12 protein-coding genes and 2 pseudogenes are annotated in these 20096 nt (G+C 36.2%); 8 read left to right on the top strand and 6 right to left on the bottom strand.

Going from position 1 to position 20096, the window contains the following annotated elements; translation table 11 throughout:
* Positions 1 to 15: 15 nt before the first annotated feature.
* The 3 genes and pseudogenes from RINTHH_RS08275 to RINTHH_RS08290 all read right to left on the bottom strand — a co-directional run bounded on the left by RINTHH_RS08275 (position 16) and on the right by RINTHH_RS08290 (position 4594).
* Positions 16 to 1151 (bottom strand): annotated as a pseudogene (locus RINTHH_RS08275) (CO2 hydration protein).
* Positions 1152 to 1175: 24 nt separating this feature from the next.
* On the bottom strand, positions 1176 to 2690 hold the full coding sequence (locus RINTHH_RS08285) for an NADH-quinone oxidoreductase subunit M (RefSeq protein WP_044304917.1): 1515 nt from the start codon (positions 2688 to 2690) through the stop codon (positions 1176 to 1178).
* A 48-nt stretch (positions 2691 to 2738) separates the two neighbouring features.
* A pseudogene (locus RINTHH_RS08290) lies at positions 2739 to 4594 on the bottom strand (NAD(P)H-quinone oxidoreductase subunit F).
* An 813-nt stretch (positions 4595 to 5407) separates the two neighbouring features.
* On the opposite strand from RINTHH_RS08290, the gene RINTHH_RS08295 reads away from it, so the two are divergent.
* From RINTHH_RS08295 to RINTHH_RS08325, 7 genes are all read left to right on the top strand, one after another.
* Complete coding sequence (locus RINTHH_RS08295) at positions 5408 to 5716, top strand: carbon dioxide-concentrating mechanism protein CcmK (protein WP_008235309.1); 309 nt, start codon at positions 5408 to 5410, stop codon at positions 5714 to 5716.
* A 217-nt stretch (positions 5717 to 5933) separates the two neighbouring features.
* Positions 5934 to 6275 carry a carbon dioxide-concentrating mechanism protein CcmK gene (locus tag RINTHH_RS08300; protein WP_008235310.1) on the top strand — a complete coding sequence of 114 codons (342 nt, stop codon included), beginning with the start codon at positions 5934 to 5936 and terminating at the stop codon, positions 6273 to 6275.
* Between the two features lie 10 nt (positions 6276 to 6285).
* Positions 6286 to 6591: a EutN/CcmL family microcompartment protein gene (locus tag RINTHH_RS08305; protein WP_008235311.1), complete on the top strand. Its 306-nt coding sequence runs from the start codon at positions 6286 to 6288 to the stop codon at positions 6589 to 6591.
* Positions 6592 to 6721: 130 nt separating this feature from the next.
* Positions 6722 to 8374 (top strand): ribulose bisphosphate carboxylase small subunit, encoded by a 1653-nt coding sequence (locus RINTHH_RS08310; RefSeq protein WP_008235312.1) that lies wholly within the window; start codon positions 6722 to 6724, stop codon positions 8372 to 8374.
* A gap of 200 nt (positions 8375 to 8574) precedes the next feature.
* Complete coding sequence (locus RINTHH_RS08315; RefSeq protein ID WP_008235313.1) at positions 8575 to 9357, top strand: carboxysome protein CcmN; 783 nt, start codon at positions 8575 to 8577, stop codon at positions 9355 to 9357.
* 41 nt (positions 9358 to 9398) lie between these two features.
* Positions 9399 to 10157 (top strand): carbon dioxide-concentrating mechanism protein CcmK, encoded by a 759-nt coding sequence (locus RINTHH_RS08320; RefSeq protein WP_008235316.1) that lies wholly within the window; start codon positions 9399 to 9401, stop codon positions 10155 to 10157.
* 199 nt (positions 10158 to 10356) lie between these two features.
* Positions 10357 to 11268: a LysR family transcriptional regulator gene (locus RINTHH_RS08325; protein WP_008235317.1), complete on the top strand. Its 912-nt coding sequence runs from the start codon at positions 10357 to 10359 to the stop codon at positions 11266 to 11268.
* Between the two features lie 136 nt (positions 11269 to 11404).
* Here RINTHH_RS08325 and RINTHH_RS08330 read toward each other — a convergent pair whose 3' ends face one another.
* The 3 genes from RINTHH_RS08330 to gloA form a co-directional block, all read right to left on the bottom strand.
* Complete coding sequence (locus RINTHH_RS08330) at positions 11405 to 11683, bottom strand: KGK domain-containing protein (RefSeq protein ID WP_008235318.1); 279 nt, start codon at positions 11681 to 11683, stop codon at positions 11405 to 11407.
* Between the two features lie 658 nt (positions 11684 to 12341).
* Positions 12342 to 14975: an ATP-dependent chaperone ClpB gene (gene clpB / locus RINTHH_RS08340; protein WP_008235319.1), complete on the bottom strand. Its 2634-nt coding sequence runs from the start codon at positions 14973 to 14975 to the stop codon at positions 12342 to 12344.
* A gap of 1600 nt (positions 14976 to 16575) precedes the next feature.
* Positions 16576 to 17010 carry a lactoylglutathione lyase gene (gene gloA, locus RINTHH_RS08345; protein ID WP_008235320.1) on the bottom strand — a complete coding sequence of 145 codons (435 nt, stop codon included), beginning with the start codon at positions 17008 to 17010 and terminating at the stop codon, positions 16576 to 16578.
* Between the two features lie 1781 nt (positions 17011 to 18791).
* Between gloA and eno the strand changes: the two genes are divergently transcribed.
* Positions 18792 to 20081, top strand: coding sequence for a phosphopyruvate hydratase (gene eno / locus RINTHH_RS08350; protein ID WP_044304922.1), 1290 nt, complete (start codon positions 18792 to 18794; stop codon positions 20079 to 20081).
* Positions 20082 to 20096 lie beyond the last annotated feature (15 nt).

A 20096-nucleotide genomic window follows, 5' to 3' on the forward strand; every position in this document is an offset into this window, starting at 1 on the left:
GGCTTTTTCAGGCTTTCAATCTCTCAAATTGACATCAAGTAATTGGGAAGTTATTAGTCTACTTACCCATACCTCCAAGTGTGCATGGTTTGCTCTTTGTTCTATAGGATCTTCAGTCTCGCTGGCATATGGCATTAACCCAATAATTGCTGCACTAGTTACGCAAAACATTGACTTCTGGAAAGTTATACAAATCTGCACTAGCAAATCATCTTCTTCACGCCGACGTGTACGACGGTATAAATCATGTAAATAATTTGGGATATAGTGACTCATATCCTGCATTAATAAAGTTGGTGGAATACCTGCACCACCAATTGGCAAGGGGTCTGCATATAATGCCCCATACTCAAACCTAGCTTGATCTGCAGGAATTTGATATGCTTGGGCATTGTAGGAAACTGTACCTTGAAAGGGAGTTCCACGAAAAAAAATAGCTTCCACATAAGGAATAGCTAGGTCTGATAAAAATGTCAAACCTGCCGCTGATGGTAATAAGTCATAAGCCTTTCCATTGATTTTAACGCTGTAAGTTACTGGGTTGGTAGCATTTGCCACTAACCCAGATTTTATATGTTCTATTACTTGGGGTATTGAATTGATTTCTCCTAATTCATATAAATCGGATAATTCTAGGAATATATCAGCCATAACTCGCCAGAATTGTCCCAAACCACTATAGTATGAATAAACTCTTAACTGCTCAACTGAAAAGTTGGGAAATAATTTATTGATACTTGAAATAAAGGGGTTATTTTTAAATTTTGCCCGGATTACTGCGTTTGACAATTCTATAAAATTGTCAGTGTCTAGATAAGCATCTAAGCCACCACCGCCATGCCACAGCATAACTTTCATACAATACTCAGCATACTCAAAGTTTATACGGCCATGCCACCAGTGACGTAATAACTTAGAGATACTAATTTCCCCATTAAAGTATTTGAAGAAAGGGAAAAAACTAAAAACTGATTTTCAGCAATGTAAATCAAATTATTAGAATATTTGTCTAAAACAATCCCATAACTTTTAAGAATTCCCACAACTTCCAGGACATTTTCTTTTGTGTCAACTAATAATCCTTGCCCCGTTCTTAGATATTCAATAAAATCATTTGCAAGATTTTCATCTACCTGCTTAGTGGTTACCATAACACAAGAGTTTTAAATAAAATATCAATTATTTTCCTGAATAATTGCATGATGTTGTTGTAAAACAATACTGGCCTTAGCATTTTGATTACTTACCATTATATTTGTAGTAGCTTCTGTCCACCTGGCTAACCAAGATGGTTGAATTCCAAACAATACTATTAATATAGCTAAAATGATAGCAGGGGCACGGTCACTCCAATAGACCCTTGGTAAGTTTATAACCTGATCAGATAATCGACCAAAAAAAGCACGATTCATTAAAATCAGGAAGTAAACTGCTGTCAGTCCGGTACCAATCATACATAGAAGGGTTTGTACTGGAAACACATCAAAACTGGCACGAAAGACAATAAATTCAGAGATAAACCCCACCATTCCTGGGATACCTGCACTTGCCATTACTCCCAATACCATCAGACTGCCAATCACAGGTAAACCCCTTTCCGGATTTAATAATCCCCTGATAACTTTTAAATCTCTACTACCAGCTTTCTTGTAAACCACACCCACCAATAAAAAGAGCAATGGAGAAATCAAACCATGGCTTATCATTTGCATCACTGTTCCCAAAATACTTAAGGGTGTAGCAGCAGCAGCACCCAGGAGAATATAACCCATATGTCCCACAGAACTATATGCCACAATTTTCTTCATATCTGTTTGGGGAATAGCGCAGGAAGCACCATATAATACAGTTATAACAGCCCAACTTGCTAACCAGGGAGCTATATAACTCCAAGCTGCTGGTAATAAATTCATCCCAAACTTCAGTAATCCATAAGTCCCTAGTTTCAATAATACTCCTGCTAAGAGTATGGAAATGGGTGTAGATGCTTCTACATGGGCATCAGGCAACCATGTATGTAACGGCACTAAGGGTATTTTAATTCCAAAACCAAGGACAATCCCCATTAATAAAATAATTTGGGTTGTTATGTTTAGTGTACTGGTGTTTAAATCGGCCACAGCAAAGCTAGTAGAGCCACTTAACCAAACTAATCCTAAAAAACTAGCCAAAATAAGAATTCCAGAAACAGCAGTATAAATCAAGAATTTTGTTGCTGCATAGCCTCTTTTTTCGCCTCCCCAAATAGCAATCAGTAAATATAGGGGGATTAGTTCTATCTCATAGAATAGAAAAAATAACAGTAAATCCTGGGCTAGAAATGCACCCATGACTGCTACATTTAACAGCAGTAATAGTGAGTAATAAAGTCTTGGGCGTTTAAGTTCTGGATTAGTACTATAAATTGCAATACAAGTGAGCAGAGCATTTAATATTAGTAATGGTAAAGATAACCCATCCACACCAATATGATATGTCAAGCCTAAGGGATCAATCCAAGAATAATACTCGCTAAATTGTTGAGTGGTAAGATCAGGTTCAAATTGAATTGCAATTAAAACTGTCAATATCAAAACCAATGCAGTTACTATTAAGGCTAATCTACGACAATTTTTCACCGATATATTATCAGGGAGAAACCAAATCAAAACCACTCCCAGCAATGGTAGTAAAACTAAGGAACTAAGCATCATAAAATAAGGGTAAGTTAATCTATTAAAATAAACACTATTTCAACTCTAAAACAGCAAATTATCTAACAGACCCAAATACCAAAGGGTAAAAAACCAAGAGAACTAACACCTAATAAAATTACTAACAAATAGCCCTGAGACTCTCCGGAAATACTATACTTTAAACCTTGTCCGCTAAAAATAGTCGCAAATCCCACTAAATTTACTAACCCATCTATTAGATAGCGATCACACCAAGCAGAAATTCTGGATAAAAATATAACTGCACCTACGACAGTCACCCTATAAAGGCGATCAATATAAAAATCATAACCCAATAAATTCTGTACAAATCTCCAAGCTTTAACTCTTGATTGTGACCAGGCCTTATGTAGATAGAGATTACAACCAACTGCCAACCCTAAAATACTTGAAGATACCAGCAATAACAACACATACCAATTAATACTGTCCCAACCAGGGAGCAAATACCATTGCTGTAGCATTAGTGGAACTAACAGTGTAACTATTGATAAAGATATCATGGGTACTGACAAAGTCCAGGGAACTTCTGGAGCACGTCTAGTTTTCTGTTGTGGTTTTCCCCAAAAAATTAGACGAAATACTCTAGTCAAATTCAATGCTGTAAACCCATTAACTATAACTAAAACCCCCAATACCCAAGGGCTAATTAACCACAGACCTTCTGCCCAGGAAAGCATCGCCCAAAAACTACCTAGGGGTAGGAGAGTTATCATTCCTGCTGCCCCCACAACATAAGCGGTAGTAGTTGCAGGCATTCTAGACCACAGCCCTCCCATTTCAGTTAGATCTTGGGTTCCAGTCGTCATAATTACTGCACCAGAACTCATAAATAAAAGAGCCTTGGCAATTGCATGGGTCAAGAGTAACATTAGTGCTACACCTCCTTGTTCCAAGCCTACAGATAAAAAGACCAACCCCATATAAGCACTAGTCGAATGGGATAATACTCGCTTAATATCTATCTGGGCAATAGACACTAAGGTTGCACCAATTGCCGTCAGTACACCCATAACTACTAAAGTACTCAAAGCTAAAGGTGAGAATACTAAAATCGGTTGTAATTTATATAAAACATAAGCCCCACCAGCTACCACCATAGAGTTTCGCAGCACAGATGCTGGGTTTGGTCCCTCCATTGCTTCATCTAGCCATAAATGCAGAGGAAACTGAGCACACTTTCCTGCAGGTCCTGCAATGAGTGCAAGACCCAGTAAATTCCACAGTAGGGGACTCAAATTAGCTGTCCGTGCCCACTCATATATGTCAGAAAAGTTCAAACTTCCTGCTGATGTAGACAGGGCAACCACCCCCATCAATAGTAGTAAATCTCCTACCCGCTTAGTCAAAAAAGCATCTCGTGCTGCCGTTACTACTAAAGGTTGAGCATACCAAAATCCTACTAATAAATAAGTGGATAACGTAAGAATTTCCAGTAAGGCATAGCTGAGAAACAGTGAATCACTCATAGCCAAAGCACTAAGTGCAGCCTCAAAAAATCCCATCATGGCGAAAAAACGGGCTAAAGCCCAGTCCTTCTCCATGTAACCCAAGGCGTAAATTTGTGCCAACAAACTCAGTCCAGTAATTAAAACTACTGCACCAATACTTATTATCGAAATTTCCCAATCTAAAGATAATTGAAAATTCCCTGATTGGAACCATATCCAGGATATAACTTCAGTTTCTCTGTCCCAGATATCCTGGAAAATAAATAGACTGTGAAAAAAGCCTAATAGCGTTGCTAACAAGTTAAAATAAGCAGCAGGTCTAGGACCAGTTCGACGAATTACCCCCATTGACCATGGCAAAGTGAAAATTGCGCCTATTAACCCATAAACTGGTACATACCAACTTGTTGATAACAGTAATTGATTCATGTATTTTTCCTATCAACTTTAACTATTGTTTTATCAAGTTCTAGGTTATAAATATGGTAGATGCTTGGTTAAGATTTGTATTTTATTTTGTAGCTTTAAAACACATCTCTTATAGATGCTATCAATAAAATCAATTGACCGTAAAATATAAACCAACAAGGGGAGTAAATTCATTTGACGGACTCAATAAAAACTAATAACTCTTATCATCAAAAAACACGTATAAGCACTCATAATCAGTACAATTACCATTTTAATAAATAAAGAATAACAAATAATAAAAAAGCACAAGTACACGCAAATGCATATACCTAAATCAGCCATTTAAAAGCTGGGGAATTATTTTTGAGTGATAATAGCTCCTGTCATAAAATTCAAAACTTTATTTTGAAATAACTAAACAATATGGGTATTTATGAATAAATTTACTCAGACACATATTTTGTTGGGGTAAGGCCATAATAAAGTTCCTATTGTTTAGTTTCAAGTACAAATATGTGTTTGATTGCAGGCATATATTATATTTTCACTATTACTATTTATGAATAAGTAACTAAAATTATAAGGCAGAAATATCACTTTTAAAACCGGGAAAACTTCCACAATGCAGAGCAGGGAACATCACTGGAGTCATTATTAACTTTCCTAAACTTCCTGATTACAAACTATTATGGTAATTTGTATTGCCAGGGGTGCCAAGCTTTTCTATGCTTAAATAAGGTGAGCACTTAATTACAATATGATAATTGACCTCGTCTAAAAGGGTAATTTGAGTGTAAAAAGTTAAGTTATTTTTTTATTGGGAGTTCTGCAATGCCAATAGCAGTTGGAATGATTGAGACAAAAGGCTTCCCAGCAGTAGTAGAAGCTGCTGATGCAATGGTCAAAGCTGCCCGTGTTACCCTGGTGGGGTACGAGAAAATTGGTAGCGCACGCGTTACTGTGATTGTCCGGGGAGATGTTTCCGAAGTGCAGGCATCTGTTGCTGCTGGGATTGATGCTGCTAATAGAGTTAATGGTGGGGAGGTTGTTTCTACTCACATCATTGCACGTCCCCATGAAAACCTGGAATATGTTCTACCAATACAGTATACGGAGGCTGTAGAGCAATTTAGGACATAATTTAATTGGTTAGGAATTTAAAATTTCCAATTTAGTTTCACCTAAACCCATTAAGAGCTTTCAACAGATTTTGGAGAAGCAATAGTTTTACAAGGAGAAGTCTGATTTAATTAGTATGGTCATTTGTATACATTATCTATGAGAGCATTATTGGTTCTCAGGTGAATAATTGATTTCGACTTGACAGAATATTACCCAAAGATAAGGAATTAAACAAATGTCAATTGCAGTTGGAATGGTAGAAACTCTGGGTTTTCCAGCAGTAGTAGAAGCTGCTGATGCAATGGTCAAAGCTGCTCGTGTAACTCTGGTGGGTTATGAAAAAATTGGTACTGGTAGAGTAACAGTAATTGTGCGGGGGGATGTTTCTGAAGTACAAGCTTCAGTGGCAGCTGGCATAGACTCAGTGAAGCGAGTAAATGGGGGACAGGTACTATCCACCCATATTATTGCTCGTCCCCATGAAAATCTAGAATATGTTTTACCTATTAATTATACCGAAGACGTAGAGCAGTTCCGAGAAAAAGTCAATCCTATTCGCCCTTTTGGTGCAAGATAGTAACTAGGTAATGCAAATTGCCAAGGTTCGTGGCACAGTAGTTAGCACCCAAAAAGATCCCAGTCTTAGGGGAACGAAACTGCTCTTATTGCAGTTGTTAGATGAAGAGGGGCATACTTTACCGGAGTACGAGGTAGCTGCTGACAGCGTTGGTGCGGGGGTAGATGAGTGGGTACTCATTAGCCGTAGTGGCCATGCAGCATGCCGAGTTCAAGGCAACGAGGATCGACCCCTAGATGCAGTTGTAGTAGCAATCATAGACACAATTTATTTGGAGAAACGCCAAATTTATAACAAAAGAGAACAATATCGCTAAATAAATATCGATTAATTACTGTACCACTAGCACCCAGATGTTTGGTTTGTTCATAAAACCGATATTAGCTATTAGTTGATATTGATCACAGGCTAAAAGCTGAAGGCTAATCATAATGAGGAGTTCAATAATGGTAAGCAGTACGGCAGCCCCCCCAACACCATGGTCAAGGAATTTAGCTGAACCACAAATCCATCAAACAGCTTATATACATCATTTTTCTAATATTATCGGTGATGTTGTTGTCAGCCCAAATGTTATTATCTCACCAGGGACTTCTATTAGGGCTGATGAAGGTACACCCTTCTACATTGGTGAAAATACTAATATTCAAGATGGTGTAGTCATTCATGGTTTAGAGCAGGATAGGGTAATTGGTGATGACAAAAGGGATTACTCTGTATGGATTGGTAATAATGTTTGTATTACTCACATGGCTCTAATTCATGGACCAGCTTATGTGGGAAATGACTGCTTTATTGGTTTTCGTTCTACAGTATTTAATGCCAAGATCGGTGCAGGGTGCATTATCATGATGCATGCTTTGATTGAGAATGTGGAAATTCCACCAGGTAAGTACGTTCCCTCTGGGGCCATTATTACCACTCAGCAGCAGGCTAATAGATTGCCAGATGTACAAGCTGATGATAAACAATTTGCTCACCATGTAGTGGGTATTAACCAGGCACTACGAGCAGGTTATCTTTGTGCTCAAGACAATCAATGTATTGCACCCATTCGAGATGAAATGAATAAATCTCATAAAAGTACAAATTTGAATGGGTTTGAAAGGAGTAATCAGGTGTCTAGCAGTAAATTAGATACAGCAGTTGTGGATAGGGTTCGTTATCTGTTACAGCAGGGATACAAAATTGCTACGGAGCACGTAGATGAAAGAAGATTTCGTACAGGTTCCTGGTCCAGTTGTACACCAATTGAGGCAAGAAGTCTCGAGCAAGTAATTGTATCTGTAGAAAATTGTCTAATAGACCATAGTGGAGAGTATGTTCGTCTCTTTGGAATTAATACCAAAGAACGATGCCGAATCTTAGAAACTATTATTCAGCGGCCCAATGGAACTGTACATGAATTAAGCACTTTTAAGTTGCCTATGCCTAGGTTGCCTAATGGGGAAATAGCTAATAATGGCAATACCAGTGTTAGCAGTGGCCTTATTGGCAAGGAAACCATTGAGACAGTCAATCAGTTATTAGCTGGCGGTTTTATGATTGGTGTTGAGCATGTAGATGAACGTAGATTCCGCACTGGCTCATGGCAAAGTTGCCAGTCTTGTGATAACAGTTCTGCCAATAGAGTTATTGAATTTTTGGAAGAATGTATGGTTAATCACCAAGGAGAATATGTTCGTTTAATTGGTATTGATCCTAAGATAAAGCGCAGGGTATTAGAAACTATTATCCAGCGTCCTAATGGGGTTATAGCTGCCTCTGAAAAAAATCAACTATCCATAGATCAGGATCCTCATAATAGGGTTAGTAAGTATACAAGTGTTAATACAAACAATTTAGGTAGCGAAGTCATAGATAAAATTCGTCAATTGTTAGCTGGTGGACTAAAAATTAGTGCAGAGCATGTAGATAAAAGACGTTTTCGTACTGGTGTTTGGTCAAGCTGCGGTCAAATAACATCCCATTCTGAAGAGGGTATTATTAACGCCCTAGGACATTTGATGACTGAGTACCAAGGAGAGTACTTACGTGTAGTTGGTATTGACACTAAAGCAAAATGCCGTGTGATAGAGAGAATTATTCAACGCCCATAAATAGGAATAGACAAATGAATTTGCCAGTTTCTATTAATCAGTTTAAGTTAAGTAAAACAATTTTAGGTAGTTTTACATGCTATCTGTTTTAAGATACTACTAGTAGGCATCGTAGCCAATTAATTCAATACTGCAAGAATTACTTTATAAAGAAAAGTTAATCTTCACACTAAAATTAAATCACTGAGGTTGCAATCTCCATGGCTGTGCCGCCGCTGCACTTAGGCAGTAATTTTGATTCTTATATCAGTGGCGAGGTTATCGTTCATCCCAGTGCAGTCCTCGCACCAGGGGTAATTCTCCAAGCAGGTCCTGATGGGAAAATTATCATTGGCCTAGGAGTATGTGTTGGCATGGGAACGATTCTCCAAGTTGACCAAGGAACTCTTGAAATAGAGGCAGGGGTAAATTTAGGAGCAGGTTTCCTCATGGTTGGTGCCGGTAAAATAGGTAAAAATGCTTGCATCGGCTCTGCTACAACTGTATTTCATTGCTCTGTAGAGCAGGGAAAAATAGTTGTGCCAGGCTCTATACTAGGAGACAAAAGTCGTGTTGTTACTACTTCAAGTGCAACACTTGAAGTAGTAACAACCACTCAATCTGCTACAACTAGCGATTCTGTTTTGGGTTTGGAAATGACACCAGAAAAACCATTAAAGATAAACACTAGTATGGAGGAAAAAGATCATACTAAAAGAGTTCTCATAAAAAAACTAGAAACATATAATTCACAACAATTAAAAGAATCTACTGATGTGGAAGATTATAATAATGAGCATAATTGTTGCCCCACAGTAGACGAAACAGAAATCCCTAAGTCTCAGCCAAACAAATATAGTACGAATGAAGAAAATTTGAGTCGTCCTGCAGAAGATGCAACTACCCATATTTATGGGCAAGGAAGCATACAACAATTACTGATTACTTTATTTCCTCATCGACAATCCCTCAATAAACCAAATTCTGAAAACAATTCTGATTAATTATCATTCATTAATCAGCTTGATTAACCTGGAGAATTTAAATGGAAGTATACCCCAAATCCCCTGATCGGAATTATCATCAAGATAGTTCCTTAGGATTGGTATCTACAATTAGTTTTCCAGCAATTGTAGGCACAGCCGACATGATGCTTAAATCTGCTGGGGTACATTTGGTGGGTTACGAAAAAATTGGCAGTGGCCATTGCACTGCGATTGTTCGGGGAGGTATCGCTGATGTCAGATTGGCAGTAGAATCTGGAGAAAGAACCGCTAAACAATTCAACCAGTTTGTTTCTAGTCTGATAATTCCTCGACCAGATGCCAATTTGAGTATTGTATTACCAATTGCTAGCCGTTTGTACGAAATTGCAGGAGAAGAGCACAGCCTTCTTAGTAATAAGGCAATAGGTTTAGTTGAAACTAAGGGTTTCCCAGCAATGGTAGGAGCTGCAGATGCAATGTTAAAGGCTGCTGATATTCAACTGGCTGCATACGAAAAAATTGGTGCTAGTTTATGTACAGCAATCATCCGCGGTTCTGTAGCAAATGTTGCGGTTGCAGTGGAAACAGGAATGTATGAGGCGGAGCGTATAGGGGAGTTAAATGCGGTAATGGTAATCCCTCGGCCACTAGATGAATTAGAGCAAACCCTGCCATTAGCAAGGTGTTGGATAGAAGAGCTACAACCAATTCAATTACCAGTGAATTTCAATGATAAATATGTCCAGGGTGAAGGTCTTACATTGCCAGATTTAACAACTATTCCTGTGAAGGTCAAGGGAGAATCATACGAAACCTAATATACTTAACATAATGCTTATAAGAGACTTCTCATACACACTTTTGTATTCCAAGATTAATCGTTGACTCAATTGTAGCTATTTTTTCAGAGTAATCTAAATATCATTTATTATAGCATTTACCTAGTGAAGTATCACCTATAGGTATTACGTTGTTTGTTATTGGTATTTCCAAATGCGATAAAAGTGAGTATATCTTTTGAATCAGGCCACTCTACACCAGTTAAAAGTATTTGAAGCTGCAGCACGACATGGCAGTTTTACCCGTGCAGCGGAGGAGTTATTTCTAACTCAGCCAACTATATCCATGCAAATCAAGCAATTAACTAAGTCTGTGGGGTTACCCTTATTTGAGCAGGTGGGTAAACGTCTTTATTTAACAGAGGCTGGCAAGGAGTTATTTGCTACTTGTCACCAGCTCTTTGACATGATTGCTAAATTTGAAATAAAAGTAGCCAATTTAAAAGGGCTAAAACGGGGGCAATTACGTTTAGCAGTAATCACAACAGCAAAATTTTTTATCCCCCGTTTGTTGGGTCCTTTTTGTCAACTTTATCCAGGTATTGATATATCTTTAAAAGTGACAAATCATGAAGGGATTATAGAGCGGATAGCTAGCAACCTGGATGATTTGTATATCATTACTCAGATACCAGAAAATATTGATGTTACATATAAACAATTTTTAGAAAATCCCTTGGTGGTATTAGCACCTATCAACCATCCTTTAGCAAACAAAAAAAATATTCCTATTAAGGATTTAAGTGGTGAATCATTTATTATGCGGGAACCTGGTTCAGGAACTCGTCGGGCTGTACAAATATTATTTGATAGATATGGAGTAAAAGTACAAGTAAAACTGGAATTAGGAAGTAATGAAGCTATTAAGCAAGGTATTATTGGTGGATTGGGGATTTCTATTTTGTCTCGCCATACTTTAATGTCGGCTGCTGATAAAGAGGAGATTACTATTTTAGACGTGGAGAATTTTCCCATTCGTCGGAATTGGTATTTTGTGTATCCCTCTGGTAAACAGTTATCAATAGTTGCTAGCACTTATATGGATTATTTGCTGGATGCTGTAAAGCCGCTACATCAAGAAGTGCAATAGAAACTAGCTCATCATAGTAAATATATTATAGTAATTGGCCTCTAACTTAGGTGCAGGGTTTTTCATCAAAGACAAATAAGACAATCCTACTACATACAATGATGCCGCTTTAAAATTTGTCATAATATGTTTAATTTTAATTATCTTCCAAAGGTGACTCAAATTCTCGGGGACAAAACTCCACAGTGACTCTAACCTTTCCCTTCTGCCAGGTTTGCGAATTAAATCTTAGAACCTCACATTCAATGCCTTCTTGAAATAACTTATTTTCCAGAGCATCAGATTCGATGTATTTTTCAATGGACTCTAAGAGCTCAGCTATTTTGAATGTAGTTGACAGGTTCAGCAGCTTAAATGTATTTGTAGATACAGAAATAACTTCATTTTGACTTAATGGCTCAAATTTATTGTACATGATTATTTGTTGCTATGCCTGAGAATTTAAGTAAAATTTGAGGGCGGTCGCGTGATTTAGCAATATTAAGGGTGTTAACCAGAAACTTCTGTAAAATAGTTAGCCATATAAAAGTTTTTGTTTTATCTGCTTTGATAATCGATCACTTTACGTTTATACGGGAATATGCTTATGCTACTTCCACGCAAGTTATCTTGCCTTACTCACCTTATCTCCTTAATATGTGTTGGAAGTGCAAAATGTCTATATCAATAAATTGTAAACCTAGAATTTCAACATTTGTAATACTCCTAATTATCTTGATATTTTTAATTCAAATAGAATTCCTAATATAACAAGTTAATAATTAATACAAACTATAAGTCTGAGGCAGTAGGAATACAAACAACCAAATATATTAGGTTTTGAATCATCAGATATTCATTACTAAAAACTTAATCAGCTAGAGGTATTACATGAACTCCATAGGTTGGAACTATACTTGCATCAATACCATAGAAATACCCAGAAATATCATTTTGAGTTAGTAATATTTTGACCCAAAATCTAAATTTTTCATCCTGCTTATAACCTGTATTATATTGCGGCAGTATTGATGGTGTATAGTATTTTACCTCTGAAAATTTGTAGTTTAGAAGATGTTTGCAAAAATTCTTTATCATTGGAAAATAACAGAAATCGGGTAAGTTTTTTTCTCAAACATCAATCCTTTCTTACCCTTATTAATTGCGATTGTATCACCTTCTACAAACTTATTTTCCAAGATTTGAGTGGCAATTACATTTTCTACTTCTCGCTGGATTGCACGTTTGATAGGACGTGCTCCATACACTGGATCATAGCCTATTTCTACAAGGTATTCACAGGCTGCTTTGGATATTTCCAAAGAAATTTTTTGATCGGCGAGGAGATCTTCTACCCGTTTGAGTTGAATGCTAATAATTTTTCCCATCTCATCACGACTGAGAGGATGGAAGATAATTAAATCATCAATGCGGTTGAGAAATTCAGGACGAAAATGTGACCGCAAAGCGTTCATCACTCTGTTTCGTATTTTTTCATATTGGGAGTCATCCTCTGATACATTCAGAATATGTTCGCTGCCAATATTACTTGTCATGACAATTATGGTATTACGAAAATCTATGTTGTGTCCTTGAGAGTCAGTAACATTACCATCTTCTAAGACTTGCAATAGTATATTAAATACATCTGGGTGCGCTTTTTCTGCCTCATCTAACAAAACGACAGAATAGGGACGGCGACGAATCGCTTCCGAGAGTTGTCCCCCTTCCCCATAACCCACATATCCAGGGGGAGCACCGACTAGACGAGATACAGAGTGTTTCTCCATATACTCAGACATATCTAATCTAACTAAAGAGCCATCAGAGTCAAATAGGAATTGAGCCAAAGCACGGGCTAATTCTGTTTTTCCTACTCCAGTAGGGCCCATAAATAAAAATGAACCAATAGGACGACCCGGATCTTTGATTCCTGCACGAGCACGGCGAATTGCCCCAGCAACAGCCTCCACAGCTTCCTCTTGCCCCACCACCCGTTGATGTAGGTAGCTTTCCAATTTTAATAGTTTCTGACGTTCAGACTCTAATAGGCGATTGACTGGAATACCTGTCCACTTGGCAACGATTTCAGCAACATCAGCTTCCGTAACTTGTTCCCGTAAGAGGGCAGAACCTTGACTTTGGATTTTTAGGAGTTCAGTCTCCTTGGCTTCCTGGTTATGCTGAACCCTTTCCAACCTGCCATACTTTAACTGTGCTGCTTTATTTAGGTCATAGGATCGTTCTGCCTGTTCTATTTGCACCCGAAGATTTTCCTCTTCTTGTTTGAGAGTACTAATAGCTTGTAACAGTTGCTTTTCCCCTTGCCATTGACCATTTAACTCATTTTGCTTTACTTTTAACTGGCCAATTTCTTCATCTATTAAGCCTATTCGTCGCTGTATTTGCAAAGTGGCCTTGTCTTCCCCTGCAAGAGAAAGTTTTTCCATTTCTAATTGTATTAAACGACGATCAATATTTTCTAATTCTGTGGGTTTAGAGGTAATTTCCATCTTCAACTGGGCAGCGGCTTCGTCCACTAAATCAATTGCCTTATCTGGTAAAAAACGCTCACTAATATACCTAGCTGACAAAGTTGCTGCTGCCACCAACGCTGAATCAGAAATTTTCACATTGTGGTGAACTTCATAGCGTTCTTTCAAACCCCGCAGAATAGAAATTGTATTTTCTACACTGGGCTGTTCAACAAATACTTGCTGAAACCGCCTTTCAAGGGCTGCATCCTTCTCAATATATTTGCGATACTCATCCAATGTCGTTGCACCAATACAACGTAATTCCCCCCGTGCTAACATGGGTTTAAGTAAATTACTTGCATCCATGGATCCTTGCTGTCCTGAACCCGCCCCAACTACAGTATGAAGTTCATCTATAAACAGTACAAACTGTCCGTTTGACCCAGTAACCTCCCGTAAGACAGACTTTAATCTGTCCTCAAACTCACCTCTGTATTTAGCTCCAGCAACCAAACTACCAATGTCCAGAGTAATTAACTGGCGGTTCTTTAACGACTCTGGGACATCACCTTTAACAATTCTTTGGGCAAGAGCTTCTGCAATTGCAGTTTTACCCACTCCTGGCTCACCAATTAATACAGGATTATTTTTGCTGCGACGGGATAAAACTTGGATTACCCGTCGAATTTCATCATCTCGTCCAATGACGGGGTCAAGTTTCCCCGATTTGGCTTGTTCAGTTAAATCCCTACCGAACTTTTTTAGGGCTTCATATCGTGATTCAGGATTATGATCTGTGACTTTTTGACTACCACGTATTGCTTTAATTGCACTTTCTAGCCTAACATTATCTAAAGTTAATTCTTTGCAAATACGTTTGCCAACACGTTCATCCCCAATAAATCCTAATATAATGTGTTCAATAGAAATATAGCTATCTTGCATTTGAACCCTGGAATTTTCAGCCACATTCAACATCTCATCCAGCGCCCGACCAAGGTAAAGTTGATCACTCTTTGCAACTGTGGGCTGGCGACGAATAAAATCCTCTAATTTTTGTTGTATATAGCTAGGATCTACTCCCATTCGATTAATTAGTTTGGAAGCTAAACCATTTTCCTGTTGTAATAAAGCAATAATTAAATGTTCAACGTCCAGTTGCTGTTGTTGATAAGCACGTACTATATCCTGAGACTTAACAATGCCTTCCCAAGCTTTATCTGTAAATTTATTTGGATCTGTAGGTTGCATATTTACAATTTTATATTTAAAAAAAGGTGGAAGGGGAAATTGAAAGATAATTAAATGTCTGGAATTATCTACATTTGTTACGAGAGATATTTTGTGTTATTCGTTAAGCACTGATCGCTCAAATAATTTTAAATTAGCATTCTATCCTGCATAAGAATAAATTCCCATGAATATAGGCAGGGGTATGATAAATCAAACAAGATAGTATTTTCAATATGCTTTAATCTATTTTTCTTAATGGAAGAAGACAGTAAAAACCATAAACTTAAACAACAAAGTTTTCTTATTGTCCTTGGCAGTAACATCAAAGTATTATTCGATTGAATCCTGCTTATAATTTAAAATGAAATTACATCTTCCACAGTAGTTTATCAAGACCAAATTGTGTGTTTAGCATTATGACTATATGGATAAACTAATAAGAAACAAACAAGGGTAATAATAAGGTTTTCCCTCTACTGTAAGTGATGGGAAAATTTTATCCAGGCTAATTTAGATAGCATATCTTAATTTAATGATAAAAAATAAATAATTTACAGGAGTACTAATACCAAACAGGTTACTAAGAACGGTAGTAATGCAGATTATGTAATTCTATTTTTACTAACATAGGTAAAATTAGTCAAATCCAAAAGCAAAATTGGGAATCTAGGCAAATTTGATGATTTTACCCTCAGTCGGGGTTTTCTCAAGGTTATTCTCAGTTGTATACATTGAATTATTGGTAATAGAATACTCTCACCATTAGCGAGTATGCCATTACCAGAAGTAACCCAAATGTATACATCATGTAAATCGACTGATAACTTGTACTTATAAAGCTAACCTCAATATGTACAAACTTGAATTCATGATATAAGAAAAGTAATAGAAAATACCCTCATAACATTTCAAATAAATTTCATCTAAAATGATATGCCGAAAGTCATTGCTAGCAAACACTTTTCCCAATATTAAGGATAGCATTTAATTTGGAGAGGTTCTGTAAATCAGTAATCTTACGACCACACATATTCTTCCAAAAAATTGATAATTGCTTTGCAGTTCTCCCTTTTCCACTATTCTTTTAATATAAATGTTCAACATATTGCAATCAATATAAGATATGTGAATCGTATTTCTTATTAGCGTGGTCTCAACCTTAATGCTTTTATATGGTTTTATAAATATTTAGGTTTATATACTAGCTATTTGGCTGTGAGTCATTTCAACAATATCATTTTCTCTTAAAATTCCTTTTAACATGATTTGTTATTGCTGTAGCATACCCCAGAAGCATTTTTGAATCTGGGTATGCTTCAATGATAAAGCTATTACATAGCAGTCAATTTTGAAATTGGTTTGACCCCAACAATATCCAATTGTTTAATAAAAGTATAGTGATCCTCGACTTTTACTTATAATTCTTCTGAGTAGGAAGTTATTTAACTCTTTACCCTGTAGGGATTATAAAATCTTACTTCATTGATTTTTATACAATTGCAATAATTTTCTATCATGGAAACTGAAAAAAATTAATGACTATGTTTGGATCCTATGCCAAAAACTTCTTGAGGAAGATCAAAAAGTTTTTTGGAATCATTCAAACTCTTATAATAAGTCATTTATCTGTAAGCAGTTCCTGATTATTTACCTCGATAGGAATATTTGAGGACTTAACTTCAATAAGCTCAACTTTATATCCATTAGGATCTTCTAAAAATGCAATTACTGTAGAACCATGCTTCATTGGGCCTGGGTATCGTACTACCTTGCCACCAAGTTTTTGGACTTTATCACAAGTAGCATAAATATCATTGACCCCAATAGCAATGTGCCCATAAGCATTACCAAGACTATATAATTCTGTATTCCAGTTGTAGGTCAGTTCTAAAACTGTATTGTTACTTTCATCACCATAACCAACAAATGCAAGGGTAAATTGTCCCCCAGGATAATCCTTCTTACGTAGCAACTTCATTCCCAAAATATTGCAATAAAACTGCAAAGACTCTTCAAGATTAACCACTCTCAGCATTGTATGTAATAAGCGCATATTCATCTCTTTTCCTTGTCGCCAAATATTTAATCTATCAACAATATTTTACAAAGATTTAATTAACAATAAAAATAAAAGATTTATATAAGAAATCCTAATCGGAGATATATTTTTAAAATGCCAGCTATTACTCTAAATTATAATTACAATTTGAATATATAACTTTTAACATCAATAATCGATTTAGCTTAGTTGGATATTAGGAACGGATAAATCTGTAACAGTAAATGCTAGTGAGAGAAATCATAAGACTTTTAAGAAATAATATTTATTTGATAGTTAGAAGAGGTAGAAAAGCTAACAAATAAGTGGGAAAACTCACAACACTGAAGTGACTAAGAATTTTAATAATATAAACCTGTACTAAAATTGGTCCGGTAAGAGATGCAAGATTTTGAAGTTTTAATACTAATGAACATTAATGTGAGAGATGAGTATAATGTACTCATCTCTCACCAAGTTTATTGCAAAAAATAAAATAACCTTAGCTTATCCAATTTCCACCAAGATATGAGACATAAATTTGGTTATTAGAATAAATCCTTACCTATCCACAGTTAATTTTAACTATGAACTTAGAAATATGTAAGGCTCATATGAAATGATAAATGCAAAGCTTTTAATTTTCTTGACAGACAAGTATACTTGTCTAATTTATATAATTGCTTTGATTGTTAGTGGCCTAGAAATCACTAAATTTGAGGATATTTCTCAAAACCATTCTGGAATTTATTATAGTTAAATTTTAGTGCTTCCCTGATAGAAAAATTCATGAATTTTAAAATTTTCCATGACATAATAGATACTTATAAATTAGTAAGTGTTAGCAAGAAGGTAATTAAACATTTGATTTCAACTGAATCACTATAATTCATGTTATGAACATAGCAGTATTCAAGAAGTCTCTCAAGTAATTTTAATTATTACTTATGTTTGTAGAGATTAAATAAAATTAATCTCTACAAACATAAGTTTTCTTATCAGTATAAAGCCCTTATTCGGTTTTTGGTTTTAAACGTACCTGAACAATCCTAAAGTAAAAATAGCTGCACATTATTATAAAAGTTTATTTATAAAAAATAATACTTACTCAGATCCCTCAGAATGAATGGGATTACTGAGAATTATTAACCCTTTTAAGGGTTGTTCACCTCCATAATATTTCCTTAATTTACCTTCTCCTGACTAAGTTGAATTCTATGACTAAAAGTCAAAGTCTCAATAGTAATCAATTATTTGTACTCTTTGAGATTTTGATCCTCACTAAAATCCAAATATTGGGTTACTACTGCTGCACTTTCAACATGTTTAAATATCCGATAATTAAATAAAATTAGCTATCATGATAATTTCTTTTGTATCTCAATACCAAGTTGAATCTCTAGGGAAAAAACAAATTTTTAGTCGTACACATAATATCCTGGGGCAAATCACATAAAAAGATACATACTAGATTATCACCGATTATAGTTTTAATAATAAATTTCATTATTCTATTCTTTTGATAAAGTATGGAGAAATACTTTTACAACTTAACTAAACATTGACTAAGAGAACACCTATAAGTTAATAAATTGTGCGTATTTCAATTTGCCGGTGTAAGCTTTACTCATATTACTGTTACGGCTAGTAAATATGATTATTTCATACTAATAAGACTAAAATAAATACATGGATTTTCAGCCCCCATCTAAAATACAAAAACTATGTGCCAGTCATGGATTGTCTATACAGCTGAAATCAAAATAATCACGAATTTATACGAAAATTAAATGCAGATGATAAAAACTCTAGATACTTCAATTGAAACAATTATTGCTCGTGAAATTCTTGACTCTCGCGGTAAACCTACTATAGAAGCAGAAGTACACTTATTTAATGGTTCCATTGGATTAGCACAGGTTCCTAGCGGCGCTTCTAAAGGTACCTTTGAGGCATATGAAATGCGAGATGGTGATCAAAGTCGTTACCATGGTAAAGGGGTACTCAAGGCAGTAAAGAATGTAGAGAAGATTTTGACGCCAAAATTGTTAGGGGTAGATGCTCTTAATCAAGCAACAATAGATAATATAATGATCAATTTAGACGGCTCAGGGAATAAATCTAATGTAGGTGCAAATGCAATCCTAGCTGTTTCCCTGGCAGTAGCAAAGGCTGGGGCAAAAGCCATAGGAGTGCCTCTCTATAGGTATTTTGGGGGCTCATTTGCTAATTTGCTGCCAGTTCCTTTGATGAATGTGATTAATGGTGGTGCACATGCAGCTAATAATTTGGACTTTCAAGAATTTATGATTGTCCCTTTAGGTGCTACTTCATTCCGGGAAGCATTGCGCTGGGGGGTGGAAGTATTTTTTAACCTTGCCCAGGTTTTGAATGAAAAGGGTTTATTAACAGGTGTAGGGGATGAAGGTGGTTTTACTCCAAACCTAGAATCTAATGAGATAGCATTAGATTTATTGATAACTGCCATTGAGAGGGCTGGCTATAAGCCGGGGAAACATATAGCCTTGGCATTGGATGTAGCTGCTAGCGAATTCTACAAGGATGGACAGTATATTTGTGGATATCATACCTATTCTCCAGAGAAATTTATTGATTATTTAATAAAATTAGCCAACCAATACCCCATTATTTCGATTGAAGATGGTTTACATGAGGAAGATTGGATAAATTGGCAATATCTAACAGCTAAAATTGGTAGTACTATGCAATTAGTTGGGGATGATTTATTTGTTACCAACTCCCAACGGTTAAAAAAGGGAATTCAGAAAAAAGTAGGTAATGCCATTTTGATTAAACTTAATCAAATTGGCTCTCTGACAGAAACTTTGGAAACTATTGACCTAGCAACTTATAATGGTTTCCGTTCCTTAATTAGTCATAGATCTGGGGAAACAGAAGATACTGCTATTGCTGACCTAGCCGTGGCTACTCGTTCAGGACAAATTAAAGCCGGTTCTCTTTGCCGTGGCGAACGAATAGCTAAATATAATCGTCTATTACGCATAGAGCATGAATTAGGGGAACGTGCTATTTATGCAGGTACCGTCGGTATGGGGCCAAAGTAGGAGGAATAGATAAGA

Source organism: Richelia intracellularis HH01, from assembly GCF_000350105.1.
GTDB lineage: Bacteria > Cyanobacteriota > Cyanobacteriia > Cyanobacteriales > Nostocaceae > Richelia > Richelia intracellularis.